This is a genomic window from Microcoleus sp. OTE_8_concoct_300 (genome assembly GCF_031383065.1).
GTDB lineage: Bacteria > Cyanobacteriota > Cyanobacteriia > Cyanobacteriales > Microcoleaceae > Microcoleus.
In genome coordinates this window covers 35824-60756 of record NZ_JANMZH010000104.1, presented here as the reverse complement: position 1 = coordinate 60756, position 24933 = coordinate 35824, and the positions used below count along the sequence as shown (strand labels likewise).

At 44.5% G+C, this 24933-nt stretch carries 26 protein-coding genes and 1 pseudogene; 15 read left to right on the top strand and 12 right to left on the bottom strand.

Annotated features, from left to right (window positions below; all coding sequences use genetic code 11):
- On the bottom strand, nt 1–366 hold a 366-nt coding region (locus ACUVJL_RS04965; protein ID WP_445244834.1), incomplete at its 3' end, for a hypothetical protein.
- Between the two features lie 201 nt (nt 367–567).
- A complete protein-coding gene (locus ACUVJL_RS04960; protein WP_445244833.1) occupies nt 568–1482 on the bottom strand; it encodes a hypothetical protein in 915 nt (304 codons plus the stop codon).
- Between the two features lie 92 nt (nt 1483–1574).
- On the opposite strand from ACUVJL_RS04960, the gene ACUVJL_RS04955 reads away from it, so the two are divergent.
- From ACUVJL_RS04955 to ACUVJL_RS04915, 9 genes are all read left to right on the top strand, one after another.
- Nucleotides 1575–2195 (top strand): hypothetical protein, encoded by a 621-nt coding sequence (locus tag ACUVJL_RS04955; RefSeq protein ID WP_445244832.1) that lies wholly within the window; start codon nt 1575–1577, stop codon nt 2193–2195.
- Nucleotides 2196–2576: 381 nt separating this feature from the next.
- Nucleotides 2577–2900, top strand: coding sequence for a hypothetical protein (locus ACUVJL_RS04950; RefSeq protein ID WP_445244831.1), 324 nt, complete (start codon nt 2577–2579; stop codon nt 2898–2900).
- A gap of 254 nt (nt 2901–3154) precedes the next feature.
- Nucleotides 3155–3646, top strand: coding sequence for a hypothetical protein (locus ACUVJL_RS04945; protein WP_445244830.1), 492 nt, complete (start codon nt 3155–3157; stop codon nt 3644–3646).
- The gene (locus ACUVJL_RS04940; protein ID WP_445244829.1) at nt 3631–3831 is read left to right on the top strand and encodes a hypothetical protein; all 201 of its coding nucleotides are present in this window, start codon (nt 3631–3633) and stop codon (nt 3829–3831) included. The genes ACUVJL_RS04945 and ACUVJL_RS04940 overlap by 16 nt, the downstream gene beginning before the upstream one ends.
- The gene (locus ACUVJL_RS04935) at nt 3832–4797 is read left to right on the top strand and encodes a hypothetical protein (protein ID WP_445244828.1); all 966 of its coding nucleotides are present in this window, start codon (nt 3832–3834) and stop codon (nt 4795–4797) included.
- Nucleotides 4798–4863: 66 nt separating this feature from the next.
- Nucleotides 4864–5958 carry a pyocin knob domain-containing protein gene (locus tag ACUVJL_RS04930; RefSeq protein WP_445244827.1) on the top strand — a complete coding sequence of 365 codons (1095 nt, stop codon included), beginning with the start codon at nt 4864–4866 and terminating at the stop codon, nt 5956–5958.
- Between the two features lie 22 nt (nt 5959–5980).
- Nucleotides 5981–7705, top strand: coding sequence for a hypothetical protein (locus ACUVJL_RS04925; protein ID WP_445244826.1), 1725 nt, complete (start codon nt 5981–5983; stop codon nt 7703–7705).
- Complete coding sequence (locus ACUVJL_RS04920; RefSeq protein WP_445244825.1) at nt 7698–7976, top strand: hypothetical protein; 279 nt, start codon at nt 7698–7700, stop codon at nt 7974–7976. The genes ACUVJL_RS04925 and ACUVJL_RS04920 overlap by 8 nt, the downstream gene beginning before the upstream one ends.
- Nucleotides 7977–8186: 210 nt before the next feature.
- Nucleotides 8187–8726: a hypothetical protein gene (locus ACUVJL_RS04915; RefSeq protein ID WP_445244824.1), complete on the top strand. Its 540-nt coding sequence runs from the start codon at nt 8187–8189 to the stop codon at nt 8724–8726.
- 353 nt (nt 8727–9079) lie between these two features.
- Here ACUVJL_RS04915 and ACUVJL_RS04910 read toward each other — a convergent pair whose 3' ends face one another.
- On the bottom strand, nt 9080–10483 hold the full coding sequence (locus ACUVJL_RS04910; RefSeq protein ID WP_445244823.1) for a tyrosine-type recombinase/integrase: 1404 nt from the start codon (nt 10481–10483) through the stop codon (nt 9080–9082).
- Between the two features lie 160 nt (nt 10484–10643).
- Between ACUVJL_RS04910 and ACUVJL_RS04905 the strand changes: the two genes are divergently transcribed.
- Nucleotides 10644–11102, top strand: a complete 459-nt coding sequence (locus ACUVJL_RS04905) for a glutathione S-transferase family protein (protein WP_445244822.1) — start codon at nt 10644–10646, stop codon at nt 11100–11102.
- Nucleotides 11103–11275: 173 nt separating this feature from the next.
- Here the strand turns inward: ACUVJL_RS04905 and ACUVJL_RS04900 are convergent, their stop codons facing one another.
- The 4 genes from ACUVJL_RS04900 to ACUVJL_RS04885 form a co-directional block, all read right to left on the bottom strand.
- Nucleotides 11276–11413 (bottom strand): photosystem II reaction center protein K, encoded by a 138-nt coding sequence (locus ACUVJL_RS04900; protein ID WP_006634808.1) that lies wholly within the window; start codon nt 11411–11413, stop codon nt 11276–11278.
- 473 nt (nt 11414–11886) lie between these two features.
- Nucleotides 11887–13017 (bottom strand): tRNA guanosine(34) transglycosylase Tgt, encoded by a 1131-nt coding sequence (gene tgt / locus ACUVJL_RS04895; protein ID WP_445244821.1) that lies wholly within the window; start codon nt 13015–13017, stop codon nt 11887–11889.
- A 534-nt stretch (nt 13018–13551) separates the two neighbouring features.
- Nucleotides 13552–14736, bottom strand: a complete 1185-nt coding sequence (locus ACUVJL_RS04890) for an RNA-guided endonuclease InsQ/TnpB family protein (RefSeq protein WP_445244820.1) — start codon at nt 14734–14736, stop codon at nt 13552–13554.
- A gap of 401 nt (nt 14737–15137) precedes the next feature.
- Nucleotides 15138–15587, bottom strand: coding sequence for a hypothetical protein (locus ACUVJL_RS04885; protein ID WP_333335543.1), 450 nt, complete (start codon nt 15585–15587; stop codon nt 15138–15140).
- Nucleotides 15588–15847: 260 nt separating this feature from the next.
- On the opposite strand from ACUVJL_RS04885, the gene cobS reads away from it, so the two are divergent.
- Nucleotides 15848–16645 (top strand): adenosylcobinamide-GDP ribazoletransferase, encoded by a 798-nt coding sequence (gene cobS, locus ACUVJL_RS04880; protein ID WP_445244819.1) that lies wholly within the window; start codon nt 15848–15850, stop codon nt 16643–16645.
- 170 nt (nt 16646–16815) lie between these two features.
- Entirely contained in the window at nt 16816–17115 is a 300-nt protein-coding gene (locus ACUVJL_RS04875; RefSeq protein ID WP_445244818.1) for a hypothetical protein, read from the top strand.
- Here ACUVJL_RS04875 and ACUVJL_RS04870 read toward each other — a convergent pair.
- Both ACUVJL_RS04870 and ACUVJL_RS04865 read right to left on the bottom strand, forming a co-directional pair.
- Nucleotides 17104–17226: a hypothetical protein gene (locus ACUVJL_RS04870; protein WP_445244817.1), complete on the bottom strand. Its 123-nt coding sequence runs from the start codon at nt 17224–17226 to the stop codon at nt 17104–17106. The genes ACUVJL_RS04875 and ACUVJL_RS04870 overlap by 12 nt on opposite strands.
- Before the next feature lie 323 nt (nt 17227–17549).
- The gene (locus ACUVJL_RS04865; protein WP_445244816.1) at nt 17550–19301 is read right to left on the bottom strand and encodes a hypothetical protein; all 1752 of its coding nucleotides are present in this window, start codon (nt 19299–19301) and stop codon (nt 17550–17552) included.
- Between the two features lie 373 nt (nt 19302–19674).
- Between ACUVJL_RS04865 and ACUVJL_RS04860 the strand changes: the two genes are divergently transcribed.
- From ACUVJL_RS04860 to ACUVJL_RS04850, 3 genes and pseudogenes are all read left to right on the top strand, one after another.
- Nucleotides 19675–19905 carry a hypothetical protein gene (locus ACUVJL_RS04860; protein WP_445244815.1) on the top strand — a complete coding sequence of 77 codons (231 nt, stop codon included), beginning with the start codon at nt 19675–19677 and terminating at the stop codon, nt 19903–19905.
- A 47-nt stretch (nt 19906–19952) separates the two neighbouring features.
- Nucleotides 19953–20168 (top strand): hypothetical protein, encoded by a 216-nt coding sequence (locus ACUVJL_RS04855; RefSeq protein ID WP_445244814.1) that lies wholly within the window; start codon nt 19953–19955, stop codon nt 20166–20168.
- Nucleotides 20169–20816: 648 nt separating this feature from the next.
- Nucleotides 20817–22184 (top strand): annotated as a pseudogene (locus tag ACUVJL_RS04850) (IS4 family transposase).
- A gap of 269 nt (nt 22185–22453) precedes the next feature.
- On the opposite strand, the gene ACUVJL_RS04845 reads toward ACUVJL_RS04850, so the two are convergent.
- The 3 genes from ACUVJL_RS04845 to ACUVJL_RS04835 all read right to left on the bottom strand — a co-directional run bounded on the left by ACUVJL_RS04845 (nt 22454) and on the right by ACUVJL_RS04835 (nt 24906).
- Complete coding sequence (locus tag ACUVJL_RS04845) at nt 22454–22852, bottom strand: MgtC/SapB family protein (protein WP_445244813.1); 399 nt, start codon at nt 22850–22852, stop codon at nt 22454–22456.
- A gap of 103 nt (nt 22853–22955) precedes the next feature.
- The gene (locus tag ACUVJL_RS04840; RefSeq protein WP_445244812.1) at nt 22956–23612 is read right to left on the bottom strand and encodes a hypothetical protein; all 657 of its coding nucleotides are present in this window, start codon (nt 23610–23612) and stop codon (nt 22956–22958) included.
- Between the two features lie 328 nt (nt 23613–23940).
- On the bottom strand, nt 23941–24906 hold the full coding sequence (locus ACUVJL_RS04835) for an N-acetylglucosamine kinase (RefSeq protein WP_445244811.1): 966 nt from the start codon (nt 24904–24906) through the stop codon (nt 23941–23943).
- Nucleotides 24907–24933 lie beyond the last annotated feature (27 nt).

The following is a 24933-nucleotide window of genomic DNA, read 5'->3' as shown; positions in this document are numbered from 1 at the left end:
CAAAAAGTTAAGGCTCGGTTTGCCTATCCAGCACAACCCCAGTACAGGTTCTGCATCAGCCAAGTGTGTTTCGGGACACCAAAACATACCGTCCCCCCGCAGTTGGGGGTCAAAGTAACGAATTAAGCGATCGGTAGTTTTTGGCTCGACACCATACAGCGCATCACATTGTTCTGGAAGTAGCACAAGAGCTTGATAGTAGTGCAGCCATTGAGTAGGTTTGATAGGATAAAGCACTTCAGCTGCACTATCGTGGGAAATACCGTCAAACACGGCATCCCGATACCAGCGTAGCGCCAGGGGGGCGTCCCACGAGTACGTTAAAAATTGCGATCGTAGGGTACGCGAAGCGGACTGTTGTGACATAATAATAAAGCCAAAAGTTGTAGATTAACTGGAGGCAAATGCACCCTGAAAGCGTTAGCGCGCCGTAAGGGTGTTGTATTGTTACGACGATCGCACAACAATCCGTCTCACGTCAAGTCCCAAGATCAGCTATATTCAGTCTTTTTCTACGAATAGCCGCCCGTGTTAGGCGGCTAAGCCAAGAAATACACTCAAATACTCTCATTTATAAAGAATCACGTTTCGCTTTACCAGCGGGATGGGTTTGTTTAGTAGTGGCAGTTTAAGTATTGCTCTGTCGAACTCACAATCAACGACAGGGCGACGTTCGTCTGGTGTCACTTTTTGCCCGACTACGGTTATTTCTTTTGTCTGTTTTGTGTACTTGGTCGTAGAGGTACTTTCGCTTCTGTTGAATCCATCCTTGTCGGGTACAGCATCAAATATTTTAAGCAGTGACGTAAACAAATCAATACCATCTTGCTTATTTCGCACGTAGGCGTATCCTTCAAGCCCTTGTAGTCGAGCTATTTGCCCGCTGTACGATAAACATTCCTTCCCTTTTTTCCAAACGTACTTAGTATCACCAAAAATAGTTTTGATTTTACTCGTCCACATTTTAATGTCAGCAGGTGTTATAAGTTTAGCGAGCTTTAAGCTGGCAATTTTCTCATCATCGGTATACCCCGCACACCGTATCCACTTAATTCCTACTTTTTTATCAGGGCTGACAAAGCGAAGTTCGATTAACGGGAATCCCTTAAGCGGTGGCTTGCTGTTTTTCCCTGGCACATTCTCGGTGCTACCGCTTTGCTGGTATCCAATAGCATTAATGTGATGTACCAAATCTCGGTCAGTACCAGATAAATTGTAAAAAGTGCTTTCATCTTCCTTGTTGGGAAAATATTTAATCCACCTACCAACACCACTTTTGTTTTTTGGGGTAGTGTCAATAAATTTGGGTTTAGTCCAAATTTCTATTTCTTTTCCGGTTTTACTCGCAGGTGGTTTAGAAAATTCATCCCACCATTCGTCAAAGTCAATACCGCCTGTAGATAGTAAGTCATTAATCGCAAAAAGTAATGACGGCTCGTCAGTGTCGAGAGTAAGGCGCTTGGTAGCAGGTTTTTGAGGCATAGCTTGGTAGGCAAAAAATCTTTATAAGTACAAGCTAGCACAAAAAAACTTGTGCTAACCCTACAGGTTTCGATAAAACTTTCTTAGGTAAAATGCTGATTTTGTTGGCTACAATCAAAATAACAAATCTAGGAGGAAAGTTTATGACTAGGCTAGCTTTTATGGTTGGATTCAAAGGTCAAGACCGAAGTGAGAAACCTGCCGATGCAGCTAAAGAAAATTTGATAGGTTATTTTAGCTGTGAAAAACGAGTGGCTGTTTTTTTAGGAATTGAGAGTTTATACGCTAAATCGGTAAAAAGAACCCGCGCATCGTACACTAAAAATGTTTTAGTGAACGGAGTAGCAACAGACAAAGTTGTAGAAGCTGGCGATGTAGATTATATGCCATCAACGAAAGCACGGTCACGCACAGTTGTCTTGAAGACTGGGGCTAAAGCTAAAAAAACGAATAGGACACTTTCTCTAACTTTCCCTTCAACTATGTCTGTTGCACAAATTGGAGAAGCGTTAGCAGAATACATCCCTGACGGAAAAATTCAACCACCAACTTCAAGCGCAGCGCCTGCGGCTACAGAAATATACCCACAATTCACGATTAAAGGTGGAAGAACTTATCCTTTAATGCTTAAAGCTGCTGCCGAAACTTCCACAAGCGTTGATGCCCCTGCTACGGATGCTGAACAAGTCACATTAGCCGCTAAAGCTAAGTAGTAAGATGAATTTCACGTTTAATCAAAATTCGTGGAATCAAATCTGGGGGTTGAACTTAATCCCCCCAGATGACAATAGGTATACTCGCGTAGTATGTCCTGTGTTGTTATCTGCCCCGGCTATAGCAATTTTGTTTTCGTTACCCGGTACTATTTCAGACCCGTGGCGCTGGGGTGGATACCTTAGTAGAGAGGTAAATAGTGGCTTAATTGTAGGGGGAAGTAATGATGCAAAACTCGATAGCTCATTTAAAATTTACGTCAATAGATTACAAATAGTAACTTATCCTCAAATAGTTAATAACTATACTTTAATCTTTGACGCTAACTACAGTGGTAATGTTTCATTATTTGTTTGGGAGTACACAGGAGGAATAAATCCGTGACAATAAAAGAATTATTGGAGATTATTATTTTAGTTATTGGTGGGGGTGGGGCTGCTGCAACTGGGGCGTTTGCGTTTGCGACACACAAGTACAGCATTGAACTAAAAAAGCTTCACTTGCAAATTAGAACCCATAGTTTTGAATCAGGAAGAAAACAACAGCAAAATATAGATAATTTAACCGTAGAGATTGGTGTAATCAAATGCGATCTTCGGGATATCAAAGGTGTCTTGATACGAGATGGAGTGTTGCATGATAGAGCGGGTTTTCCCGAAGAAAATATACCCAAACGCACGGGATGGACAATTGAAGATGCTTGAGATTGACCGTTACGTGTATAGAGGTTTAATGTTCTTTTTGTGTTGCAGTGCAACCGCCGCTACATTTGCGGCGTTAGCCATTGGCTTAAAAGTTCACGGTGATGCACCCGTAAATTTGACTACCCTGGCCAGCACGTTGTTTGGTCTAGCGATGGCACTCGCGGTCAAAGCCAAAGGCAGTTAGTTGATTCAAGTATATTTTCTGACTTAGCCGCCCGTGTTAGGCGGCTATTTGTAAAAATGGAGGTAAAAACGTGGCAACAGTAACAGCAGGAACGGACGAAACAGCTAACGCTACAACAATCGAAGGTAAGTTGTTTCAAGTAGCACACTTAATCAACAGTGCAGAAAAGGGGTTAGCGGCCCAAAAATTAAGCATTACCAAAAGTGATGATTTAATTTTAGAAGGGAATTTTACAATGCCAGGCACTGTTACGTACAACGTCTCAACGGGAATCTTTTCTGTTGCAGCAGCACCATATTTACCAACACTTCCTTTTAGTGCTGGTTCGCCAGTTGGGACAATAAAATCTACTACTCTCAGTCAATATTTTATTGATGTAATTTCTTATATTGTTCATTGGCAAAAACAACCCGCTAAAAATCCAAACAGCTTGACTAACTGTACATTAAGCTTCGATTACAATTCTTTGGAATATGTAGGTAGGATTATTTTGCCTTATATTTCAACCTTGGGTCAAAACGGTTCAATTATTGAAACAGCTACAGAATGGTTGGTAACGTGAATAGAAAAAATTATCGTGATATGGTTCTGACTTACGTAGATAAGTTAGGAGAAATTGACAAGCTAGAAGATGAACTTGTTAATTCTGAAGGAGAAACAGGTGAACTAAAAGAAAAGATTAACGAGTACAAAAAAGAAGTAAGTGAATTAAAAAAAGAAATTGACAATCACAAACGGAGAAAGTAAATGACTCAAAGTGGAACTTGGGGAGTAACGATTGAAGATAGCGCGCTTGCTTTCTCAACCGAAGGTATTCAGCCTGGTAAATGGCTGCAAAATACTGCAAGTGAAGTATGGGGAGCTATCAAAAAAGGGGTACAGACGGTTATTGATTTTGGTAAAAAGATTTTTGAAGGAGGGAAAGAGCTGCTCGCCGCAATAGGGCGGGGTGACTGGGGTTTGTTTGGTCAGTGGTTGAAAGATGACCCGTTGGGCTTCCTTGCGGGCGGTGCAGCGGTAGCCGTTGCAGGATGGTTTATCGGTAGTGCCACAGGTTTGACCGCTCTTGCACAGGGTGGTATTGCATCAATGTGGAGTGCTTTAGGAAGTGTCAAGCTAGGCGGTGTTGCACTAGGAGCAATGCTTCCTACCCTTCAACAAGCAATTGTTGGCACTACAAACACAATTATTAATGTTGACTGGCTGCAATCTGACAGTGCAATTCTTGCTGAACTACAAGGTGTTCATAGCGCTTTTATGAATACCTTCGGAGAAAGCGTAGGTAGGCTGCTTGTGGGAATGTTTTTAGGAGGGGGGAAGTCTAATCCTAAATTGACATTAAATATTACAGGTGCAGCAGCAGTTTCGATTCAGGCAGAGCAAGATACAGGAAATAGCATAACTGAAGAGTTGATTGATGAATTATCAGACCTCACCAATGCCTTTATTCGATATGCTCGTAATCTTGCTTTTAAAATAGGGTATATGAATTTACGAAAATATGCCCGAGAAAATATTAAAACAGGTATTAAAGCGATTGATGATAAAATTGCTAACTGGGGATTACAAGAGGGGCAGTCTTTTGTTATCAATCAAAAAATTGATGATAAAATTGAAAAAATCACTGACACTAATCCTGACTTAGGTAATTTTTTAGAAGGACTTAAAGAAGGAGCGCTTGACGGGTTCAATGAGTTTGTCGCAATGACTTGATTCAAGTATATTTTCTGGCTTAGCCGCCCGTGTTAGGCGGCTATTTGTAAAAATGAAGGTAAATACATGGACACAGTTACACGTACATTTCCAATTAGTCTCACCAGTAGCTATACTGCTAACTCAATAATTGAGTTTTGCCATTTTAGAGACATGGTTTTTGATATCGATGAAAGAGTAGGTGTATACCTAGAATCTTTTTTCTGTAATTTAAATTTAAAAAGTTTTAATTTAGGAGTAATTCCTGATTTTGATGGTGATGAATCTGAAGCGGAAAAAATGGCGAAATTTAGTGCCGCAGAAGCTAAAAGTCAAAAAGTAGGATTAAGAATCCTAGCTCGGAAAAACAACATAGGTGACTGGGGAGAGGTAGCAGAAATAATTCTCATAAATAGAGGCAGAAAAGATTATTTTGATTTGTTACAGCCTTATTTAGCCAAAAATCAAGTATCAATTCTAGAAACAAACGATGCTTTGGCTATTCAATTAATAGATTACGGCAATGGATTACTAAAACAAGGTGACAGTTTACGTATTCAAGCAGGCATTACTATTACCATTGCAAAAAAAAATAGTTTAGAAGCTTTTGAGGCGCGGCTTGCTTCGTTAGAATTAGCAATAAAAGATAGAATAAATAATATTGCGCCAAATAGCCTGTTAGGTCGAAACACAGGCGTTGGAGTAGTAGAAGTTATTAGTCAATCAAAATTTGCTACCCCTGCAATGATTGACGAGGCAATTATTGGCTTAGTAGGTGGCGCGCCCGGCGCTTTAAATACATTGATAGAGCTTGCTAGTGCTTTAAATAATGACGCTAATTTTGGCGCCACAACGATAAATTTAATTGCTACCAAAGCACCGTTAGTCAATTCCTTACAGCTAACAACGCGTTCGGGGAGTAGTGGTGTATTTGATGCTAACAATTGGTCGCTAACATTCTTTGCGGGGCTAAAGTGGCTGGATGGAGGGGTGACGAACCTAGGTTTACCAACTGGCGTCAACACTGGGATGATAATCCAGTTTGATCCACTATTATCCACATCTGTTGCCAACAAATACTTGGTACAGATTCATTTTTCAGGGATTCGATTATTCTTTAGAATTCAAACTAATAGTGCTTGGGGCGCGTGGCGAGAAATTGCCAGCACAGTAGTTGCGTAATTTTTAAACATATAATTTATCTATGTCTCGTAACCCAAGAAAATCCCAACCTAATTTATCTAAACCATCCGAGGGGGGTAATTTTAGTGCAGGGAGAAAACCTAGTGAATCAACCAATCCGTTAAGTGGGTTAAATATCTCTAAAGAACGTGAGTTAGGTAGTGCAGGAGGTATTAAAGCTACAGGAAAGTTAACTGTTGGCGTAGATAATTTAATAGGGCAACAAGGACTCGATATTGAAATTGATGCGAGCAATCGTACCGCTCAAGCTGGGCTTGGAATCGGCAGCACTAAGGGTAAGTTAGGAGTAAATATTGGCGGGAGGATTGGGTATGATGAAGACGGAAAAATATCAATTAAAGGTGCTGAAGCGGGTGTTAATATTGTTGGGTTTGGGGGTAGCGCAAGTATAGACGAAGATGAGGGAATTAGAGGCTCTATTAGTGCTGCCGGAGGCAAAATTGAAATCGGAATAGGCAAAGATGGCAAAAAAAGCGTATCACTCTGTTATGGTGTACCGGGTGGTGAATTGTGCGTTTCTTTTGAGCCATCTTCAGAATTTAAAATACCAACAACACCAACAGTAAATCCTGGGATGGGTTATAAACCCAATGAAATGCCTCAATTAGATGAAGGATGTGTATACCATTTCTTGATTCTATGTAAAAGCTACAAATTAGAATGGTTCGACTTAATCGATCCAAATTATTTAATCGAAGGTCTGTGGAAAGACAAAAAACTTACCTATGGGGAAGGAACAACTTATATTAAAGATATTGTGCAAAATGCGGACAACACAGGGTGGGCTTTAGAAATTGACTCAAGTGATTCCAAGATGGTAAAAACAAGTACCTATTGGTATCACTACAATTTGCCAGACTACCGACGTGAGGAAGCATGGGAAATAAGAGGGAATGCTTGCAGCCCTGCTGAATTTACATACTACTTAGAAAGCTATTATAAGCGAATTTGGCCGTGGTCAAACGCCCTCACGATAGTACATAAACTTTTATATTGCAATGGTCCACAACCACCGGAAGATAATCCACCGCCACAGGAGCCACCACCACCACGTACTGACTTTTTAAGACTACCCAATTACCCACAACATTTTAAACGTATGAACTGCTGCGACAAAGTTGAAGAAATTTATAAGTATTTAGGAATTGCTAAACTTAAAAGAAATAAATTTCCAGTATCTAACGCTTTTCTCGTACCAGGGGGCGGCGGCAGCTCGGACTGCTTTGACTATTATTCGATTATGCAGGCTTTGTTTAGAATGCTGGCTAACGGTTTAATTATTAATCCTAAAAGTAAGCCGTTGGGTAGCGAATGGCAAAGCGTTAACGCTACCGCTTGGGCGTCAGCTATGTATGAAATGATGGCAGAAAGTATGAGTGACGGGAATAGCACTCAACGGTTTGAAGTAGCCGCAATAATGCAACTTGTTCAAATAATGTCAACTCTAGCTGAAAATGGAAGGAAAATTGAGTTTGTGGCTGATGCGATTGGGCTTGAACCTCTACCTACGCCAGAAGAAGTTCCCGTTTGTTTTACTATTTACGAAGAACATAAAGGGTTTGGTAAGAAGGAACCTAAAAAAATTAACGTATCAAAACTTAAAACAGACGATGATGTCGAAAACGTTCTCGGTAAAATGCTAAACCCTAGCTTGATACCGATTACAGCGTGGAAGTTTAAACCAGGACAAATATCAATAAATGAGGCGTTGAGGAGTAATGGCTAAATCATCAGGCGGTAGAAGCTCGGGTGGTAAAAGTTCAAGTGGTGGTGGTACTACCAAAGCAGCAACAACAGAACAACAGAGAGCAACGGCTGGCAAAGGTGCAATCAAAGAAGAACTTTTGAGAAAAAAGGATGAACTCATTAAACTCAAATCTCTTGACGTTTTTCTCATAAAAGATGTCCTTGGAACTAATCCCAAAAAAAGTGACATGAAACCAGAACTAAAAGAGATAGTTAAGCGACTTAGAGCAAAAAGCTCAAAGGGTGTTTAGGAGTCCATTTTTACAAATAGCCGCCTAACACGGGCGGCTAAGTCAGAAAATATACTTAAAAACAGAGAAAATTCACTTACTCTTAAATGTTATGTATAAAATAATACATTGAGTTTTTGTTCCACCGTGTAAGCCGTAGTTTTTGCCACGTTAATATTAAGTCCTCGTGCTATGTTTGATACATCAACGATATACGTAAGGGCAGTCACAATGAACGTTTGGAGCTTAATTATCAAGATTTTTACGATACTGGTAGAGCGCGACGCTATCCTGTCAGAGCGTATCGCTAAACTGGAAGAGGATGCCGGGCTTGAAATCACAGGCGAAAGCGTTACTCAATCGCAACTGCAAGCGCTACAAAAGTCGTTAGAATCTTTACGGGAAGCAATGCCGGGAAATCCCGCTGCGGGTAATTTTAAAGAGTTACCCGTAGTTACAGACGGCGAGTTACAGAGTGAATTAGGTAACTTAGAATACGATCATGCTCTCACTACTCCAGAGGAAGCTCTTGCAGATGCTGTTATATTCGGCTTCACCCCAGAGGAAGCTCTTGCAGATTGTCACTTTCAGATTAATATGCTTCAAGCAAATTATGACGAGCTTGAGGATAAGTATGAAGCGACAAAGCGAGAGCTTGCAGGATTACGATCGCAGTTTAAGGCAGTGCAGGCTATCCCCCAAATCACGTCAGCACCTGAAATTGAGCTACCAGACCCCGCCGACTTACTAAATCAATTCAAGGCCAAGTAACCCAAATCGAAGCTCACCTACAGCTAAACGAAGGCAATTTTGAAGATAATTGAAGAGTAAGCCCCGAAAGGGGAAATTAAGAATAATTATCGCCCCCTTCAAAAGGGGCTTTACTGCAATTGCTAGCAAATTAAAATATTCAAGTATATTTTCTGAGCTTAGCCGCCTAACATAGCCGCCTACTTGTAAAAATACCAGCAGATACTAAGACAAGCTCTCCTACTTTAAGTCACACTATGCACATTATGTGAGTGAAGGTTTCCTTCTTCCGTGCCGGGCGATCGCCAATAAAAAACCGCCCAATAAAAAACCGCCCTTTTTAGGGGGCGGTCGGTAAGGTAGGGGAGTAGGGGCTAGATATCAGTTATCTCAACCTCTGTATCAATCCCTAAATAGTGCCTTTGGATTACCTCAACACTGTTACCGCAGGCGGTTGCAAGTAAAAGTAGGTCTGTACCTGCGTGTGCTTGCAAGGTAATAAATGTGTGACGAGTGTGGTAGGGCGAGAGACAGCAGCCAATAACGCCAGTATCTGCCAATTGAGTAACAACACCAGGGTAATCATATTTAATACCCTTTTTAGTAGTATTTGAATTTACCCACTTTTCATATAACAAACCGCTGGTATAAGATGTACCCGCACTGTTAACAAACACTAAATCAGTAGACTTAGCATCTACAGGTTTGATTTTTAACAGCAGGTTTTCGAGTTTGGGGTATATCTTAAACAGTCGGATTTCACCCGTTTTTGTGACCTGTGTATTTTTGAGCCTCCCATTATATGACTTGCTAAATCGAATGTAATTTTTGTGTTTTCCCAAAAAAACATCCTGCCACCTTAACGCAAAAGCCTCACCACTGCGACACCCAGTCAGAAATAGAAATTCAACCAAAGGGCCAATTAAACGAGTAGCAGGTTTTTCTGATTCGTAAAAAGCCTTGATAATAATGTCACGTTCCTCCCTGGTAAAAGCACGTTTATCATTTTCTTCGGGATTTGATTCGATGTCGTCAATTTCCCACCATTCTTTAGTCACCCCTTCAGTTGTTACGGTTGTTTTGTACTTGTCAGCTTTATTCTCGGTTCCAGCTCCTATGAATGGATTAATTGTTATCTTTGTTTTACCTTGAGACTGCAAATGCAAAAAAGCTTCTGATAAAGCAGCAGTAACTCTACTTATCAGTCGAGGTGAACCCTGTAGTAACGGCACAAAACAATGATTGTCAGCTAAAGGCTTGTCCCATATCGAATTTTTCGCACTTATAAATTCACGCTTAGTCTTATCCCAAACTAAACCTTTTATTGCGTTAGTAAAAGCACTAACGTAATGAAATTCATAAGTTGTTTCTTCTAGCTGTGGCTTTTTCCACTCTAGGTATGCTTCCCACATTTCCCCCACGGTGATTTCTGGCTTAGCCTGTACTGTGCCTGGCAGTTGAAGCACATCGGCGAGTTTGGCATATTTGCCACCCCCCAGTCCGTACTTAGCCAAAGTAGGGTCAAACAGTTTTTCCCATTCTGGGTGGTCTAGGTCGGCTTCGAGTGCGATTGCAATTTGCGACGCCCGCTTCCAGTCCTCTGGGTTGTTCTTGTAGCCGTACTTACCTATCCCTAGGCACTTAGCTTTACCGTTGAGCGGTTTGCCATCCAGTTGTTCCCACAGCGGGTTATGACGCTTGGGGAAGCGCAAGGCTAAGGAGCCTTTGTCAGAGTACACGGTTACATCACACGGTTGGGGACGTTTGTCAGCTCTCATGGTTGTTTCTCCTGAAACTATTGGTTTTTCAAGGTTCTGGTTTTCTAGACTTTTTCTAGGTTTTTGCTCTAGCCTGTATTTCTGAGCTTAGCCGCCTAACATAGCCGCCTATGTTTCAGAACAGCATAACATAGTTTCCTGTCTAGCCGTCATGCTGGATATGCAAGCAGAGGCACACTTGCAGCCAGAGTATCTCGAAATTAACCCGATCGGCAAAGTACCGGCAATTGTTGACGGAGATTGGAAACTTTGGGAATCCGGGGCCATTCTGCTGTATTTAGCTCAAAAATATGGTAAAATGCCCGATAGTTTGGAGCAGCAAGCTGAAATTGTGCAGTGGGTCATCTTTGCTAACGCCACCCTCGGGCCGGGAATATTTACAGAAGCAACTCGCGATCGCGAAACTCCCCGCTTGTTAAAACCGTTAAATGAAATCTTCGAGAAACAGCCGTTTTTAATGGGCGATGAATTCGGCGTCGCCGACGCAGCAGTCGGGTCAATTTTAGCCTACATTCCAATGATGCTAAAACTAGACCTCAGTCCTTATCCAGCCGTTTTAGATTACATCAAGCGGATCTCAGAAAGACCGGCCTTCAAAAGTGCGATGGGCGGTAGCTGAAGGAAGGTACTACACGGATTAATTATTCATCTCTCTCTTCTCTTCCTCTGCGGTCTCTGCGGTCTCTGCGGTTAAATCATTCCGAAACAACCGTAAACGAGATCAGCCCAAAAACTCAACACGTAAAAGCAGGAGCAATTCATAAATTGCCCCTGCTTTTACTAAAATCAAACTTATCTGAACCCGACAGCCGCCTGCCAAACAAAAGCCAGCAGCAAGAAAAATACGGGAATGACCGGCAAAACATTAACCAAAGGCTCAAAAATCGAATAAGCTTCGGGCAGTTTTGCTAAGAGTAATGCAGCTTCCATGAATCAACCTACCTATCCAACACAATTTTATTGACACTCCCCGCGCGATCGCGACGGGGATTCTTAAGACTTTCGGGCCTTAATATCCCTATTGCCAGGGTTTCCGGGCGCAATCCTTTTGCCAAAAATGGCGGTCTGCTATCCTAGCCTTGCAACTAGCTCCTCGGTCGTGACTTTCCTCCAGTCCGGGGGTAGGTTTTAACGTCTTTTACTGACGATTTTATCGGTTCAGAACCTTAGTATTGGTTGTGATTAATTATTTTGAGCATCCGTACTGCTGTTAAGCTAGATACTTGATTTCTCAAAATTCGCAACTGTCGAATCTTTTGACGATAGCACACTTGCCAGACATTTGTGCAATTGGTGTATCTAATAGGCAGGATAAATCCTGCCATGCCCTTTCATCCCTGGACTCTAGTCACAGGGTTTTCAGGGTATTTTTTATAATTGTCGCATATCTTCACCCCAGGCAATCACGATCGATCGACTCTTGGTGCGAGCCAGCCGGCAAACTCTTCAGTAAATCGATCGGCCAAAATCGCCTCCCGCATCCTCCCTGTAAAGCGAATCAACTCCGTCACATTGTGAATCGCCAGCAAAGTATACCCCAGCACTTCGTTAGCCCGCGCCAAATGGGCCAAATAAGCCCGACTGAATTTTTGGCAGGTATAACAAGGACAAGACTCATCCAGCGGAGCAAAATCCTCCCGGAATCGAGCATTTTTCAAATTCCAGCGTTCCCCACCTACAAAAGCCGTCCCGTGGCGGGCCAGCCGAGTTGGAATCACGCAGTCAAACATATCTACGCCACTCGCCACCGCCAGCGCCATTTCCCGATAAGTCCCAATCCCCATCAAATAACGCGGTTTATTTGGCGGCAACAGGGGCGCTGTCACCTTGACAATCTCCGCGATCAAATCCCCCGATTCCCCGACGCTAACCCCGCCGATGGCGTAGCCTGGTAAATCCAAATCTACCAACTGGTTCGCCGCGCGCGATCGCAAATCGGGGAAAACGCCCCCCTGCACGATCCCGAACAAAGCTTGATCCGGACGCGAGTGAGCTTGAATGCAGCGTTGCAGCCAGCGGTAAGTGCGATTTGTTGCGGCCTCCACCTCCTCCCGTGTAGCGGGGTAAGGGGGACACTCGTCAAAGGCCATAATCACATCGGCGCCCAACTGATTCTGAATTTCGATCGATCGTTCCGGCGTCAAATTAATCATGCGGCCATCGCGGGGAGAGCGAAAAGTCACCCCATTCTCAGAAATAGTCCTCATTTGGCTCAAGCTAAACACCTGAAAGCCGCCCGAATCCGTCAGCATCGGGCCCGGCCAAGCCATAAATTTGTGCAATCCGCCAGCGCCTGCGACAATCGCTTCCCCCGGCTGCAAGTGCAAGTGATAAGTATTTGCCAAAACCATTTGAGAACCCGCCGCCTCAAGATGTGCCGGTGTCAAAGTTTTGACATTAGCTAGCGTCCCCACGGGCATAAATTTAGGCGTTTCCACAACACCGTGGGGAGTGGCAAAAACCCCTGCACGCGCTTGGGTATGGCTGCAATTAGCCTGACATTTAAAAGAAAATCCCGTCTTGTCTTCAGTCATTAGTCCCCGACGATCGTTAACCGCTACTCGGCCGTCCGTGTTATCAAAAATCTGGGTTTAAAACCCTGTCCTTCTAGGACGGCTTTAATTTCTTAAATCCCTTCCTAAAAGTCAGGAAATTTCTAGTATACTAGAGTAGTCAAGGTTAAACTCCTGTGCCCGAAGTGAAACAGGACATGAGACACACTTTTAGGCATAAATTGTTGGACGCAGAGCAGCGAAAACTCTTTAAACAGCTCGAGGCTGAATTCAGTAAGCCTTAAACCAGCAAAAACAAACTATTTAGAGACGTTCTGGCAGAACGTCTGTACAGTAGGGTAGGGCATACCCAAACTCTAGATAAATATTCTAGTACGCTTTTGGAGATAGACCCGCTGGGATTGTCTAAGTTAGGCTCGATACTTGGTTCAATTGAACGGGTATTTGGTTTAAGTAATGCCGTAAGGATAGTCAATTTTAAGGTCAGTCGCTGAATTAAGAATCCCCACGCCTTTAGGCTGGGGAGTGTCAACTAATCTATTGTTGTTGATATACTCACCGCCCTAAAAGGGCAGTGATTCTTGACGCTTCATTGGGAGATGCTACGGTCGTAGTCTTACTTTCCCTCTGCGTCCGTTTAGAGTCGTGGCGATATCCCATCCCGACTTTCTCTATATTTTTAGCGGCGTTTCCGTCTCTGTCGTGATGCGTCCCGCAATTGATGCAGACAACTTCGCGAACAGAAAGGTCTAACTTTCCCCATCTAAAATCGCATTCAGAGCAAACTTGACTGGTAGGCTCCCACCTACTAATTACCCTGAAATCGCGTCCAAACTTATCGCACTTAGCTTCGCAGAGAACTCGGAATTGATACCATCCTTGCCCACTAATTGCTCTTGCCAAGCGTCGATTTTTTACCATCCCCGACACGTTTAAATCTTCCAAAACAACAGTTTGGTTTTCTCTGACTATTTTGGTTGACAATTTGTGCAGGAAATCGGCGCGGCTGTCTGCTATCTTGTTGTACTGGCGGGCTATCCGAATTCGAGTCTTGTTCCTGCGCCTTGAGTCATGCCGCTGGCGGGCTAACTTCCTTTGCAACTTCCTGATTTTGCGGTCTGGTTTCGAGTAATCCGGGCTTTTTACCTGCGTTCCATCACTGAGGGAGGCAAAAGTTTTTAGCCCCAAGTCTATCCCAACTGATTGGTTCTTCGGGATCGGATTTGCAGGATTTATTTCGACTACAAAACTCAGGAAGTAGCGGTTTGCACAATCCTTAATTACCGTTACCGATCCCGGTTCTGAAGGAATTCCCACAGGCGAAATCGGACTGACATCTCCTACCTTAGCTAAGTAGACTTGGCATCCCTTAATAGAGAACCCGGATGTGGTAAACTCCGCAGATTGGCTGTTGGTCTTTTTCTTAAACTTGGGTGTCCCAACTTTTATTCCCTTTCTCTTCCCCTTGCGGTCATCGAAAAAATTTTTGTAGGCTACTGATAAGTGCCGCAGAGATTGTTGCAATGGAACGCAAGACACATTGTTAAGCCAACTCCGCTCTTGAGTCTTTTTGGATGCAGTTAATAAACCTGACAGTTGATTGTAATTGGGCAATCTTTCCGAACTTTTGCACAAATTTAAAGCATCGTTCCAGACTACCCGAATGCAACCGAACAACTGAGCTAAACTCTGCCGTTGTTGGTCTGTTGGATAGAATCTGTAGCGATATCTTACTTTCATAGCGGGGTTGATTTACTATCTAAAATAGTACCATATTGGCAGCGCACAAAATGGTACTATTTAAGCTGTTGTGCATTTAAAATGCGTATTTCAGAGGTTGAAACCCAATACTTGCTTAGATAGCCTCGAAAATTTAAATGATGAACAGCTTATGCGTATTTTTATTTCCATGCAACTTATGCCATTGAAGAGTAAAGCCGTCCTATAAAGACGGGGTTTCTACCCTGTTTTCTGATGACATCGCGACAAAAAACTCACAACCCCGCCCAAAAACGGATACAAGTTTCCGACAATCGTCGTGGAGGACAAAAAATTTTAGACCTTAGTTCTAACTCCCAGATTTAATGCTGCAAGTAAATCTAAAATCTAAAATCTAAAATCTAAAATCGACTGACTGACGATTAAAACGGGGAATCATCCTCATCCAATTGCAGATCCCAGTTGCCGGAGAGTACCTGATCGACAACCGCATCCAAAGCCGCAGCATTTAAATTCCGGGCGACTTGCTCTTGCAAAGGATTGGAGAGGGGAATTAACCGCAACTGCCGTCCGTCTTGAATTAAGTCAAAATAAGCACCATCGACCGGGGACTGTTTCAGTTCCAGGTAATCAAAACTATACACGTTCAAATAAAGCGCATGGTTGGCAATCAGGGTAGAACGATGGGGGTTGGCGAAGACTTCGAGCACATACCCTTCCCCTTCGCTGTAAATCTGGCCATCTTGTATGTGAAGGTAGCGGACACGTCCTAAATCAAACAGCAATCTTTTGATATCGCGTTTGTTGACGACAATCCCTGTATCGATGATGCAAGGAGCAACTACCCTGTTATTCAATTGGTCGTGACTCATGTAGTAAAAGCCTCTGTTGTAGTATGTTCCCGTTTTGGAAATCAGGGAGTTAGCTAGAATTCTTGGTACGGGAAACGGGGATCTTGAGTTTAGTCATTTTAGATAGGGAGATTCGGGATCGCTGCCGGCAGAGGTTTTCGGGGGAAAAGAGCGGGCGACAGGAGGAATGCCCAATCCAAAGGACTAGGGTATTACAGCTCCAATTCTGGCACACGCTAAGGGATTGACAACTGTATACGGCATGAAAAACTTTCAATCTTATGGTGGATGATAAATTGGTTCGGTCTACAATCAACTTTTTCCGGAATCAAGGTGCTGCCATCGCAGCTGCAGTCGCTTTTTATACTTGTTTGCCAGTACCGATGTCTTGGACTTTGGAGTTTCGGGGCATTGCTCGCTTGGCACCGGCGATCGGGCTTTTGATTGGGGGGATGCTGGGACTGGCGGATGTTGGGCTGCAGTTGTTGGGAATGCCTGCTCTGACTCGATCGGCCTTGGTGGTAGTCTTGGGCATCGCCGTGACTGGCGGGCTGCACCTAGACGGGGCAATGGACGCGGCGGACGGGCTGGCTGTACCCGACCCGGTACGCAGGCTGGAAGTCATGCGGGACAGCGTTACAGGGGCCTTTGGGGCGATGGCTGCGATCGCGATCGTGCTGCTGAAAACTGCCGCTCTCTCCGACTTGAATAACTATCGGTGGCTGGCTTTGATGGGTGTGGCGGGTTGGGGGAGGTGGGCCCAACTGGTGGCGATCGCCCGCTATCCCTATCTCCGGGCCGAGGGTAAGGGAGCTTTTCACAAAGAATCGATTTATTCTCCTTTTGATTTTATCCCCGGAGTGCTGTTGCTGCTGAGTTTGAGCGTGGTGCAAGTTGTCTTGGAGGGCGATCGGTGGCTGTTGGCGGTGGGGATGGCTTTGGGGGGCAGTGCGATCGGGATTTTTGCCGGAGCCTGGTTTAACCACCGTTTGGGCGGCCACACTGGCGATACTTACGGTGCTGTAGTCGAGTGGACGGAGGCTTTGTTGCTGTGTCTTTTGGCAGCTTTGGAAGGGTAAGTGATGCCATGTTGCTATAGTTTTAGTGAAGACTTTAGTCCTCAATTTACCAAATAACGACGGTTCTAGCAGGTGGAAACCCGCACTCATCGGGCAATGGTTTTGATCCTGTCTGCCCTCAAATGCCACGCTAGATTAGATACAGCAAACCTCAAACTTTAAAGAAAGCTATGGGATACTTTATTGCTGCGATCGTCCTCGGAATGTTAATTTGGGCTGGGTTCGAGATTGTCCAAACAATCCGCAATTGGGAAACGAATCCCGAAGAAACTACCAGCAAAATTCAAGCTGAAATGGTCCAAGAAACATATCGCGGTCAATTTGGTGCTGATGCGCTGGAGGGAGGGAGTCAGGCTGTCGGAAACGCACTCCACGCCGGCCACTGCGCCGCCGAACCTGCAGCTTGCGAATCTGCTCCAAGTGCGATCGGTCATCTGGTAGAAGGCTTGTTGCACGTGCTACACCATTAATATCGTGTCTGCTAGCGTAATATCAAATCTGTTAGCCTCGGAATTATTGATATCTCTATTCTCTGCATCTGCGTGAATCAGCGTCAATCCATTGTCATCTGCGGTTACCAAATTCTCTTTTTTTAACCGCAGATGAGGGCAGATTAACACAGATTAACGCAGATGAATTAGAGCTGTTCCGGTCGCCACATCGGTGATTGTTGACTGTTGACTGGATTTTACTATTCCGATGCTACCGGAATTTATATAAAATTTGCCAGTGTTTTTGGTGCTGTAGGGGCGGGTTTATGAGATTATTAGTTTTTGGCGTTGATAGTTGGTAAAACCCCCCCTACCCTGGCGCAAATTATATAAAAAATAACCAATCAAACATGATATAACCACAGAAAATGAATGGAAAAGGCAATTTAAAATTTTCCATTCATTCTCAATTTTTACGCTTTCGGCTCAACCCAAATCGTCACCCCCTCAACCCTCAAACCTTTGCCACGAGTGCCGCAATATTGACCGTTAGCAGTAACAGGAGTATCGCCCACATTTTGAATGTGAGCCGTATAAAATACGTCATACTTATCAGATTGCGGTCCAGTCAGTCGCGCGGCAAATCCCTCAATGCGCTTAGCTTGGCCCCGGAAACCGGCCAACTCGCCTTCGGAGATCCAAGCAGTATCGCCAACTCCTTCAACGTGAGCCATGTACTGCAAGTTTAAACCGGGAACGGGAGGCTCTATTTGAATTTGAAATCCTTCGACGCGGCGGCCTTGAGCTTTAGTACCCGCGTATTCTCGATCGCTAAAAGTTCGATCGCCAATTCCTTGAATATGCGCCAACACTTTTAAACCCACAGGCGCCACTGTTTGGGAACTCGCAGAGGGTGCGATCCAAACTTTGAGGCCCTCTATTCTCAAAGCTTTGCCGCGAGTGCCGCAATATTCGCCGTTGGAGGACACGTCGGTGTCGCCGATATTCTGAATGTGAGCGCTATAAAATACGTCGTATTTATCAGCTTGCGGTCCGCTCAACCGCACCGCAAATCCTTCAATTCGTTTCGCTTGACCCCGAAAACCCGCCAATTCTCCTTCGCTTAACCAAGGAGTGTCGCCAACAGCTTCGACGTGAGCCATGTACTCGACTTTTAAGCCGGGAATTGGCGGATCGATATTAATTTGAAATCCTTCGACGCGCCGCCCTTGACCCTTAGTACCCGCGTATTCTTGAGAACCGAAAGTTCGATCGCCAATTCCCTGAATGTGCACCAAAACTTTGATTCCCAAAGCGGCCTCTACTTCCGCCGCTTGTTGAATATCCCGAGGTGCCCCAAAGACAATGTTCCCCGAACCCGTTTTCTGGAGGGACTGAGGTACTTCTACGCTGGGAACAATAATCACCTCGTGCATGGGGGCCGAAGGTGCGGGGGATTCCAAAATCTGGATCTGTGGCGCCACTGCAACTTGTTTCGGCGCCACATTTCCTGACGGGATGATAATCACTTCCGGCAAGGGTTCGGCGCTGATTTTTTGTTGGGGCGCTGCTGGAAATCCGGGTTCGATTTTAGCAGGTGCTGCTTTTACCATCTCAGCAATGGTTAATTTGCCTCTGGAAATGGCGACGGCTATTTGTTTGCCAAAAGCGGCGCTGACTGTTTCTTCGAGGATTACCCACTGTTCGTCGTCTAATTTGTCTTGCTGTTCCACCAAGGCCAGCACTGCTGAAACTGGGTGTTTGCCACTGACTAAGGATTCTGCGTCGGAATGCAGTTGAGTTGGGGTTGATTCGGAAATCGCGCGCTGCAGTTCGCGGGCTTTGGCATGAACTGATTGTAAGGGCGCGAAGTCGCTTTGTTCGCGGTGGGCGATCGCCAATACTCGATCGATCACTTTCAAAGCTGCGTCGCGAATGGATGCTTTACCTTCGGAAGCTGCTGCTGTCTCGACTAAGTTTTGAATGTCTTTGAGGGAAGTAATTTCCCCTGGGGCGATGGCGGAGTTGTTTGCTTCGATAGCTTGTTTTTGCACAGCCGCAAAGTTGCGGCTGTAGGCTACGACTTCTTGCAGCAAGCTGTCGGAGGGAGGAAGGCCGGAGTCTTGCAGTTGTTTTGCTGCCATTAACAGGCGATCGGCCAAATTAGCATAAGTTTCCGATAGTCTGGCTATTTGTTGTAACAACTCTTTATGAGCTAGTTCCATATGTCTTGCAGTAAATATTTAACTTGCTGATTATAGACGCTGAGCGTCTTCTGAAGGTATAAGGCAGTAGTCATTAGTCATTGGTCATTAGTCAGATCTTCCTTGAAGATTTTCCCACTCTGTCGCGCGAGGGCGCGAGGGCGCGAGGGCTGGGACACTCGGACACTCCCTCACTCGGACACTCCTCCACTTGGACTCTCCCATCCCCCCCGTGATAGCCATCACAGCCGTGTAAATATTTCGTCACACTCGGAGACTCCGGCTGTCACCCCTGCCCCCTAAAAATGTCACACAAATCGAGCAATAGCCGTCACTGCAAGTTCAGTTAAAACGTTTGATACTGAGGCGTCAAACAATAAAGCGCAGAAATATTATGGTACTGATTCGCGACCTCGCCCAACAAGCTCTCGCTCTAGGCTATCTAACTATTGAAGCAGAAAATCAACTGCGGCGGATGTTAACTACCACCAAGTATGAGTTGGAAGACTTAAATGCTTTTATGGCTTTGCAACTAGCAGCCATGTCCGGTTTGGTGAAACAAGAGTCTCGCGAGCTGAAACAATTTGAAATCTTTGGCGAGACGGGTTCGGAAACTTCCTGTTAGTAATTAGTTTGCTTTTGATCTGTTCAAATTAGTAAGGGGACATTTCGATGGTGCAGATTCGTGAAGTTGTAAAACAAGCTATTGCCGCTGGATATCTTAGTTTGGAAGCCGAAAATGAAATGCAGCAGATTTTTTCCTCAGCTAAGTGTGATTTGGAAGATTTGAATGCTTTTATGAGCTTGCAGTTAGCTGCGATGGCGGGTCGCGTGAGGCAAGAGTCTTTGGAATCGATAAAAATGTCAAATTTTCACGACAAAAACTAATCAGCTTTCTTCTGTCATCAGGCTAGATAAATATTAATTTCTAGCTCAAAAAAGGCTCGTCTGAGAATTTAATTGTGCCAATTTATAGGCGCAACTAATTAATTAATTAATTAATTAATTAATTAATTTCAAAAATTTCGCTATTTGGGTTCGCTCAGTATTGAGCAAAATCAACTCAAATTAAAATAAATATTTAAGTCTCTACTGAGCACTTTAGTCCTCAAAGGCAAGGCTTGGATAACCCGAGCTGTCAAGGTGTAGTCAAGGTGTTTACGTCGTAACCTTTGATCATTATTCTTGTGATGTTATTTATTATTAATTGTCTATCAAATGAAGAAGATTTATCGATCGCCCGAAGCAGAGATTTCAAGTGTGTGAGCGACTTTTTCACCACCTTGACAAATTGAGATTGGATGAGTGGCAACAATTTACAGCCTATCCCCGGTTTATGAATTAGGGACAACCACCGGGTTCCGTGTCCCTACGGCGGGGATAGAGCTAATATTATGTACCCTCAATCGACTGCAATCAAATTGGTTCGTAGTGAGGACTAAAGTCCAATGGCACTGAAAAAGTGAGCCCAAAAAAATCTGTAAGGCAAGATCTACATAGATAATTGCCTTACAAACCAAAATATCTCTCTCCATTATGCCAAATCGTGCGTGCATTCTTAAACAACAATTTTTGCAGAGCGTTGCCTCACCTTGGGAGAAGCTGCTGCCAGAAGAGTTAGTCCAGGAGCTTCTAGCGGATGAGAAGATCACCTACTACCAAAGCATCTACACACCGATAGTCACCTTGTGGGCGATGATATCCCAGGTACTCGATCCCGACAAAAGTTTGAGTCAAGCCGTGAAGCGGATGAGTACGTGGCCCAGGGCGGCCGGAGTCAAGCCTCCTTCTTCTGATACCGGGGCATACAGTAAAGCTCGTAAGCGACTACCAGAAAAACTCGTTCAACAGTTAGTACCCATAGTCGCAGAGGCTCTAGAAAAGCAAGTTCCCATAGAACAACAATGGTGTGGACGACGGGTGCGGGTACTAGATGGGACAACAGTGTTGATGAATGATACTGCTGCTAATCAAGCCGAGTATCCGCAACAGAGCAATCAAAAAGCTGGGTGTGGATGGACCATCGCTAAAATAGTGGTACTCTTTTCATTGCTCACGCTTGGCTGTGGTATCCGCTGGCATAGCTTCCGAAAGCGAGCAGTGAGATTGTGATCAGCCGTTTGATTTATGCAAATTTAGTCCCCGATGATGTGATATTGGCAGCTCAAGCTTATGGTAATTATGTCGATTTAGTTTTGGTAAAACAGCAAGGAGCAGATGCTGTTTTCCGTAAAAATCATCTCCGTAAAACTGACTTAAGGGCGGGGAAAAAAGTTGGGAATTGGCGCTCACAAAGTCGTCTGGAATAAGCCCCAACAGTGTCCCAACCACATGACTTTTGAGGAATTCGAGGCATTGCCTTCTAGTTTCATCGTCCGGGAAGTATGGCGAATTAAGCGCCGCGGCTTCAGAGCTGAGCGTATCATTGTAGTGACAACATTGGTGGATGCCAAACGGTACACTGTTGAAAACTTGACTTTTTTATATGGGTTTCGTTGGTCGGCAGCCGAAGTCAATTTACGCTATCTCAAAACCAGGTTAAAAATGGAGATGTTAACAGCTAAAACTCCGGTGATGGTGAGAAAAGAAATCTGGACACACTTATTAGCTTACACTTTATTACGTACCATTATGTGGCAGGCTGTATCTTCGTCAGAAAATACAGTTTTTCAACTCTCATTCCAATCAACCAGGCAGCAGTTTAATTTGTTATTGACGCTGTTGGCAACTACAGGAAAACGCCAACAGCGACAATGGCGTCAATTACTTTTGGAACAGGTGGCAACTAATTTACTTACGATTCGACCTGAGCGTTCTGAACCTAGAGTTTTGAAACGCAGGCCGAAACCGTATCCTCGAATGCAGGAACCTCGCTCTGTCTTGAAAGCTAAACTGCGGGTGTGATTAAGCCTTTTTCAGTGCCATTGGACTTTAGTCCTCATAAAACTCCCTCGGACTTCCGTCGTCACTATAAACTTTATAAGGGTTATTTTACCAGACATTATATAATGACCGAAAGCATCCAGGATACAAGCCCCCGGATTCATCCGTCCAGAAATAAAAAACGTGTATCCGATGAAACTTGCCCCCCGAATTTATCCGTGGTCAATGCTTCAATCTAAAATCTAAAATCTAAAATCTAAAATCTAAAATCTAAAATCGATGGACTGAGACTATTTCCGACTCCGACGCTCTAACTTTTTAATTACTCTCAGAACAAACAGCGACATTAAAGCGCCAATTAATGCCAGTTGCCACAACCCGCATCCTGCCGCAGTTCCTAAAGCTGCTGACACCCAAATAGCGGCGGCAGAGGTGAGGCCGTGAACTTCTACTTTGCCTATTTCCTGTTGACTTTGCCGCAGGATTTCTCCGGCTCCCAAAAACCCAATCCCGGCAGTAATGCCTTGAATTACGCGCTCTACAGCATCTAGTCCGTTTTGATTTTTACCCATTGCCAGCGGTATTAAAACAAACAGTGCAGAACCCATACTTACTAGCATATGAGTTCTCAATCCCGCTGGTTTATTTCTGAGTTGGCGCTCCCATCCAATAATTCCGCCAACAAACATGGCTAGGCACAACCTTAACAGTATGCCTAGCCAATTATCGGGAGACCACAAGTTAGCGATCGACAATGTTTTACTGCAAATAATTAATCGGAAGATCCCAATATTAGCGGAGTACGATGTCCGATCGCAATCTTACTGCCAAATCTTGTTGCGGGCGAATCACGATCACGTCAACGCTGCGCCGCCCCAACAATGCACCAGCTAAAGCGCCGATCCCAGCGCCTCCCAATACTTCTTCAGTCGCGATCGCTTTGTCGCCGGTAATGCCTGCTAGTGCTGCTGCTGCAGCTGCACCCAATGCTGCACCTTGCGCTAATGAACCTGTGCTACTACCTTTTTGGACTCTTTCGGTTCTGGTAATAATTCCTGAAGTTCCGTCAATCCGATAGCGTTGGCGGCGGCTGATAATTAACTCTCTGGCAACAAATTGAGTACCCATTTGATTGCCTCTTCTGACAGGTTGCAATGCCCCGACTATCTGGCTGCCTGCGGGGATTAATACTCTGCCTTGATCGGTGCGGATGTCTCGCGCTACTGTTAAAGTTAAAGGTGCAGTTTCTTCGCGGGTGACAACTATTTTGTCTTTTTCATAGCTAACTGGAATTACACTGCCCGACGGAATTCGGATGCTATCAAATTGTGAAGTTCGTTGTTGAGCTTCTGCGGGAGTAGCTACCACCAGCGGCGCGCTGGTTCCAACTGTAATGCCCAGTGCGAGGATGGCTGCTGTTGCTGAACGCCATTTTTGAGAAGTAATCATAGGAATTGTCTCCTTGCTGCAGTTTTGGTTTACTTAGGAACGCACTAATGCTAAATTAGTTTCTGGTTTCGCATTCATCTGATGTTTTAATTATGGCAGGCTGGAATTCTACAAGTTGGGAAGATAAGGTAGATAATCCAGAATTTTAATATTTGGAAAAAGAGAGAAAATCCGCAAGACAGGGGCGATCGGGAAGATAAGGAAGATAGTCATTAGTCATTAGTCATTAGTCAGCAGTCAACAGTCATTAGTCATTAGTCAGCAGTCAGCAGTCAACAGTCAACAGTCAACAGTCAGCAGTCAACAGTCAACAGTCAACAGTCAACAATTAATTGTTGAGAGCGTTTAAGGCTAACAATCCAGCACCGAAAGCTGGTTCGTATCGGGGCGAAATTACCTTAGCTTTTGGGGCGATCGCACTTATTGCCGCTTCAAACCGACCCCGGCAATTTGCCTCGCCACCCCACACACCTCCTATGAGCACAATTTCAAATTCTTCTGTTTGGTTAAATAGCGCTGAAATGGCTATTTTTGTTGAAGAGGTTAATTCTGCCACAGCACTATTGATAATGCCGTCAGCGACGCGATCGCCCTCTACTGCGGCTCGATCGACAATCGGCGCCAAAGCTGCAATTTCTTTCACTCCCCAACCGCGCCGGTAAACGACTTCTACCAATTCTTCTAGGTGATTTAGGCCTAAATGGTTTTGAAATTTTTCCGCAAGTGCTGTAAACTCGGCGCGTCCGTCATAGAACTTCAAAGCAGCTTGCAAACCCTCAATGGCGATGTCATATCCGCTGCCTTCATCGCCTAAAATATATCCCCAACCGCCGACTCGTTTAGTTTTCCCTTGACTGTTTTGCCCGAAAACAATCGAACCGGTTCCTGAAATAACGGTGATACCCACTGGATAGCCCGTGCCGCCAGCAAGTGCGATCGCGCAGTCGCTGCAAATTACTATATTTCTGGGCAGGAATGATTGGGTTACTGGTAAAGTATTCGTCAACTGCAAGTTCTGCACTACAAATTGCACTATTTCAAGATCTTTGGGACGCCCGACGCCTGCTAGTCCCAGACCAATTGCTTCTATGTTGAGATTACCCACAGCGTCGATATTAGCGGACATAACTGCTCGTTCGATCGCCAATTGGATCGATTGTTTTGCTGTCTCAATTCCCAGCGTTTGATAATTTGACGGCCCTGCTTCGCCTCGTCCCAAAACAAGGTGGTTTTCGTCCATTAAGATGCAGATAGTTTTAGTGCCGCCGCCGTCGATGCCGAATACGTAACTCATGAATAATTTACAGAATAACAGAGCAAC

Excerpts from the sequence above, each read along its gene's own strand:
- ACUVJL_RS04930 (WP_445244827.1), top strand. The coding sequence starts at position 4,864 with ATGGACACAGTTACACGTACATTTCCAATTAGTCTCACCAGTAGCTAT.
- ACUVJL_RS04875 (WP_445244818.1), top strand. The coding sequence starts at position 16,816 with ATGGGATACTTTATTGCTGCGATCGTCCTCGGAATGTTAATTTGGGCT.
- ACUVJL_RS04960 (WP_445244833.1), bottom strand. The coding sequence starts at position 1,482 with ATGCCTCAAAAACCTGCTACCAAGCGCCTTACTCTCGACACTGACGAG.
- ACUVJL_RS04935 (WP_445244828.1), top strand. The coding sequence starts at position 3,832 with ATGACTCAAAGTGGAACTTGGGGAGTAACGATTGAAGATAGCGCGCTT.
- ACUVJL_RS04885 (WP_333335543.1), bottom strand. The coding sequence starts at position 15,587 with ATGAGTCACGACCAATTGAATAACAGGGTAGTTGCTCCTTGCATCATC.
- ACUVJL_RS04915 (WP_445244824.1), top strand. The coding sequence starts at position 8,187 with ATGAACGTTTGGAGCTTAATTATCAAGATTTTTACGATACTGGTAGAG.
- ACUVJL_RS04855 (WP_445244814.1), top strand. The coding sequence starts at position 19,953 with ATGGTGCAGATTCGTGAAGTTGTAAAACAAGCTATTGCCGCTGGATAT.
- ACUVJL_RS04905 (WP_445244822.1), top strand. The coding sequence starts at position 10,644 with ATGCAAGCAGAGGCACACTTGCAGCCAGAGTATCTCGAAATTAACCCG.
- cobS (WP_445244819.1), top strand. The coding sequence starts at position 15,848 with ATGGTGGATGATAAATTGGTTCGGTCTACAATCAACTTTTTCCGGAAT.
- ACUVJL_RS04860 (WP_445244815.1), top strand. The coding sequence starts at position 19,675 with ATGGTACTGATTCGCGACCTCGCCCAACAAGCTCTCGCTCTAGGCTAT.
- ACUVJL_RS04865 (WP_445244816.1), bottom strand. The coding sequence starts at position 19,301 with ATGGAACTAGCTCATAAAGAGTTGTTACAACAAATAGCCAGACTATCG.
- ACUVJL_RS04955 (WP_445244832.1), top strand. The coding sequence starts at position 1,575 with ATGCTGATTTTGTTGGCTACAATCAAAATAACAAATCTAGGAGGAAAG.
- ACUVJL_RS04845 (WP_445244813.1), bottom strand. The coding sequence starts at position 22,852 with ATGTTTGTTGGCGGAATTATTGGATGGGAGCGCCAACTCAGAAATAAA.
- ACUVJL_RS04900 (WP_006634808.1), bottom strand. The coding sequence starts at position 11,413 with ATGGAAGCTGCATTACTCTTAGCAAAACTGCCCGAAGCTTATTCGATT.
- ACUVJL_RS04840 (WP_445244812.1), bottom strand. The coding sequence starts at position 23,612 with ATGATTACTTCTCAAAAATGGCGTTCAGCAACAGCAGCCATCCTCGCA.
- ACUVJL_RS04925 (WP_445244826.1), top strand. The coding sequence starts at position 5,981 with ATGTCTCGTAACCCAAGAAAATCCCAACCTAATTTATCTAAACCATCC.
- ACUVJL_RS04940 (WP_445244829.1), top strand. The coding sequence starts at position 3,631 with ATGGTTGGTAACGTGAATAGAAAAAATTATCGTGATATGGTTCTGACT.
- tgt (WP_445244821.1), bottom strand. The coding sequence starts at position 13,017 with ATGACTGAAGACAAGACGGGATTTTCTTTTAAATGTCAGGCTAATTGC.
- ACUVJL_RS04920 (WP_445244825.1), top strand. The coding sequence starts at position 7,698 with ATGGCTAAATCATCAGGCGGTAGAAGCTCGGGTGGTAAAAGTTCAAGT.
- ACUVJL_RS04890 (WP_445244820.1), bottom strand. The coding sequence starts at position 14,736 with ATGAAAGTAAGATATCGCTACAGATTCTATCCAACAGACCAACAACGG.
- ACUVJL_RS04910 (WP_445244823.1), bottom strand. The coding sequence starts at position 10,483 with ATGAGAGCTGACAAACGTCCCCAACCGTGTGATGTAACCGTGTACTCT.
- ACUVJL_RS04835 (WP_445244811.1), bottom strand. The coding sequence starts at position 24,906 with ATGAGTTACGTATTCGGCATCGACGGCGGCGGCACTAAAACTATCTGC.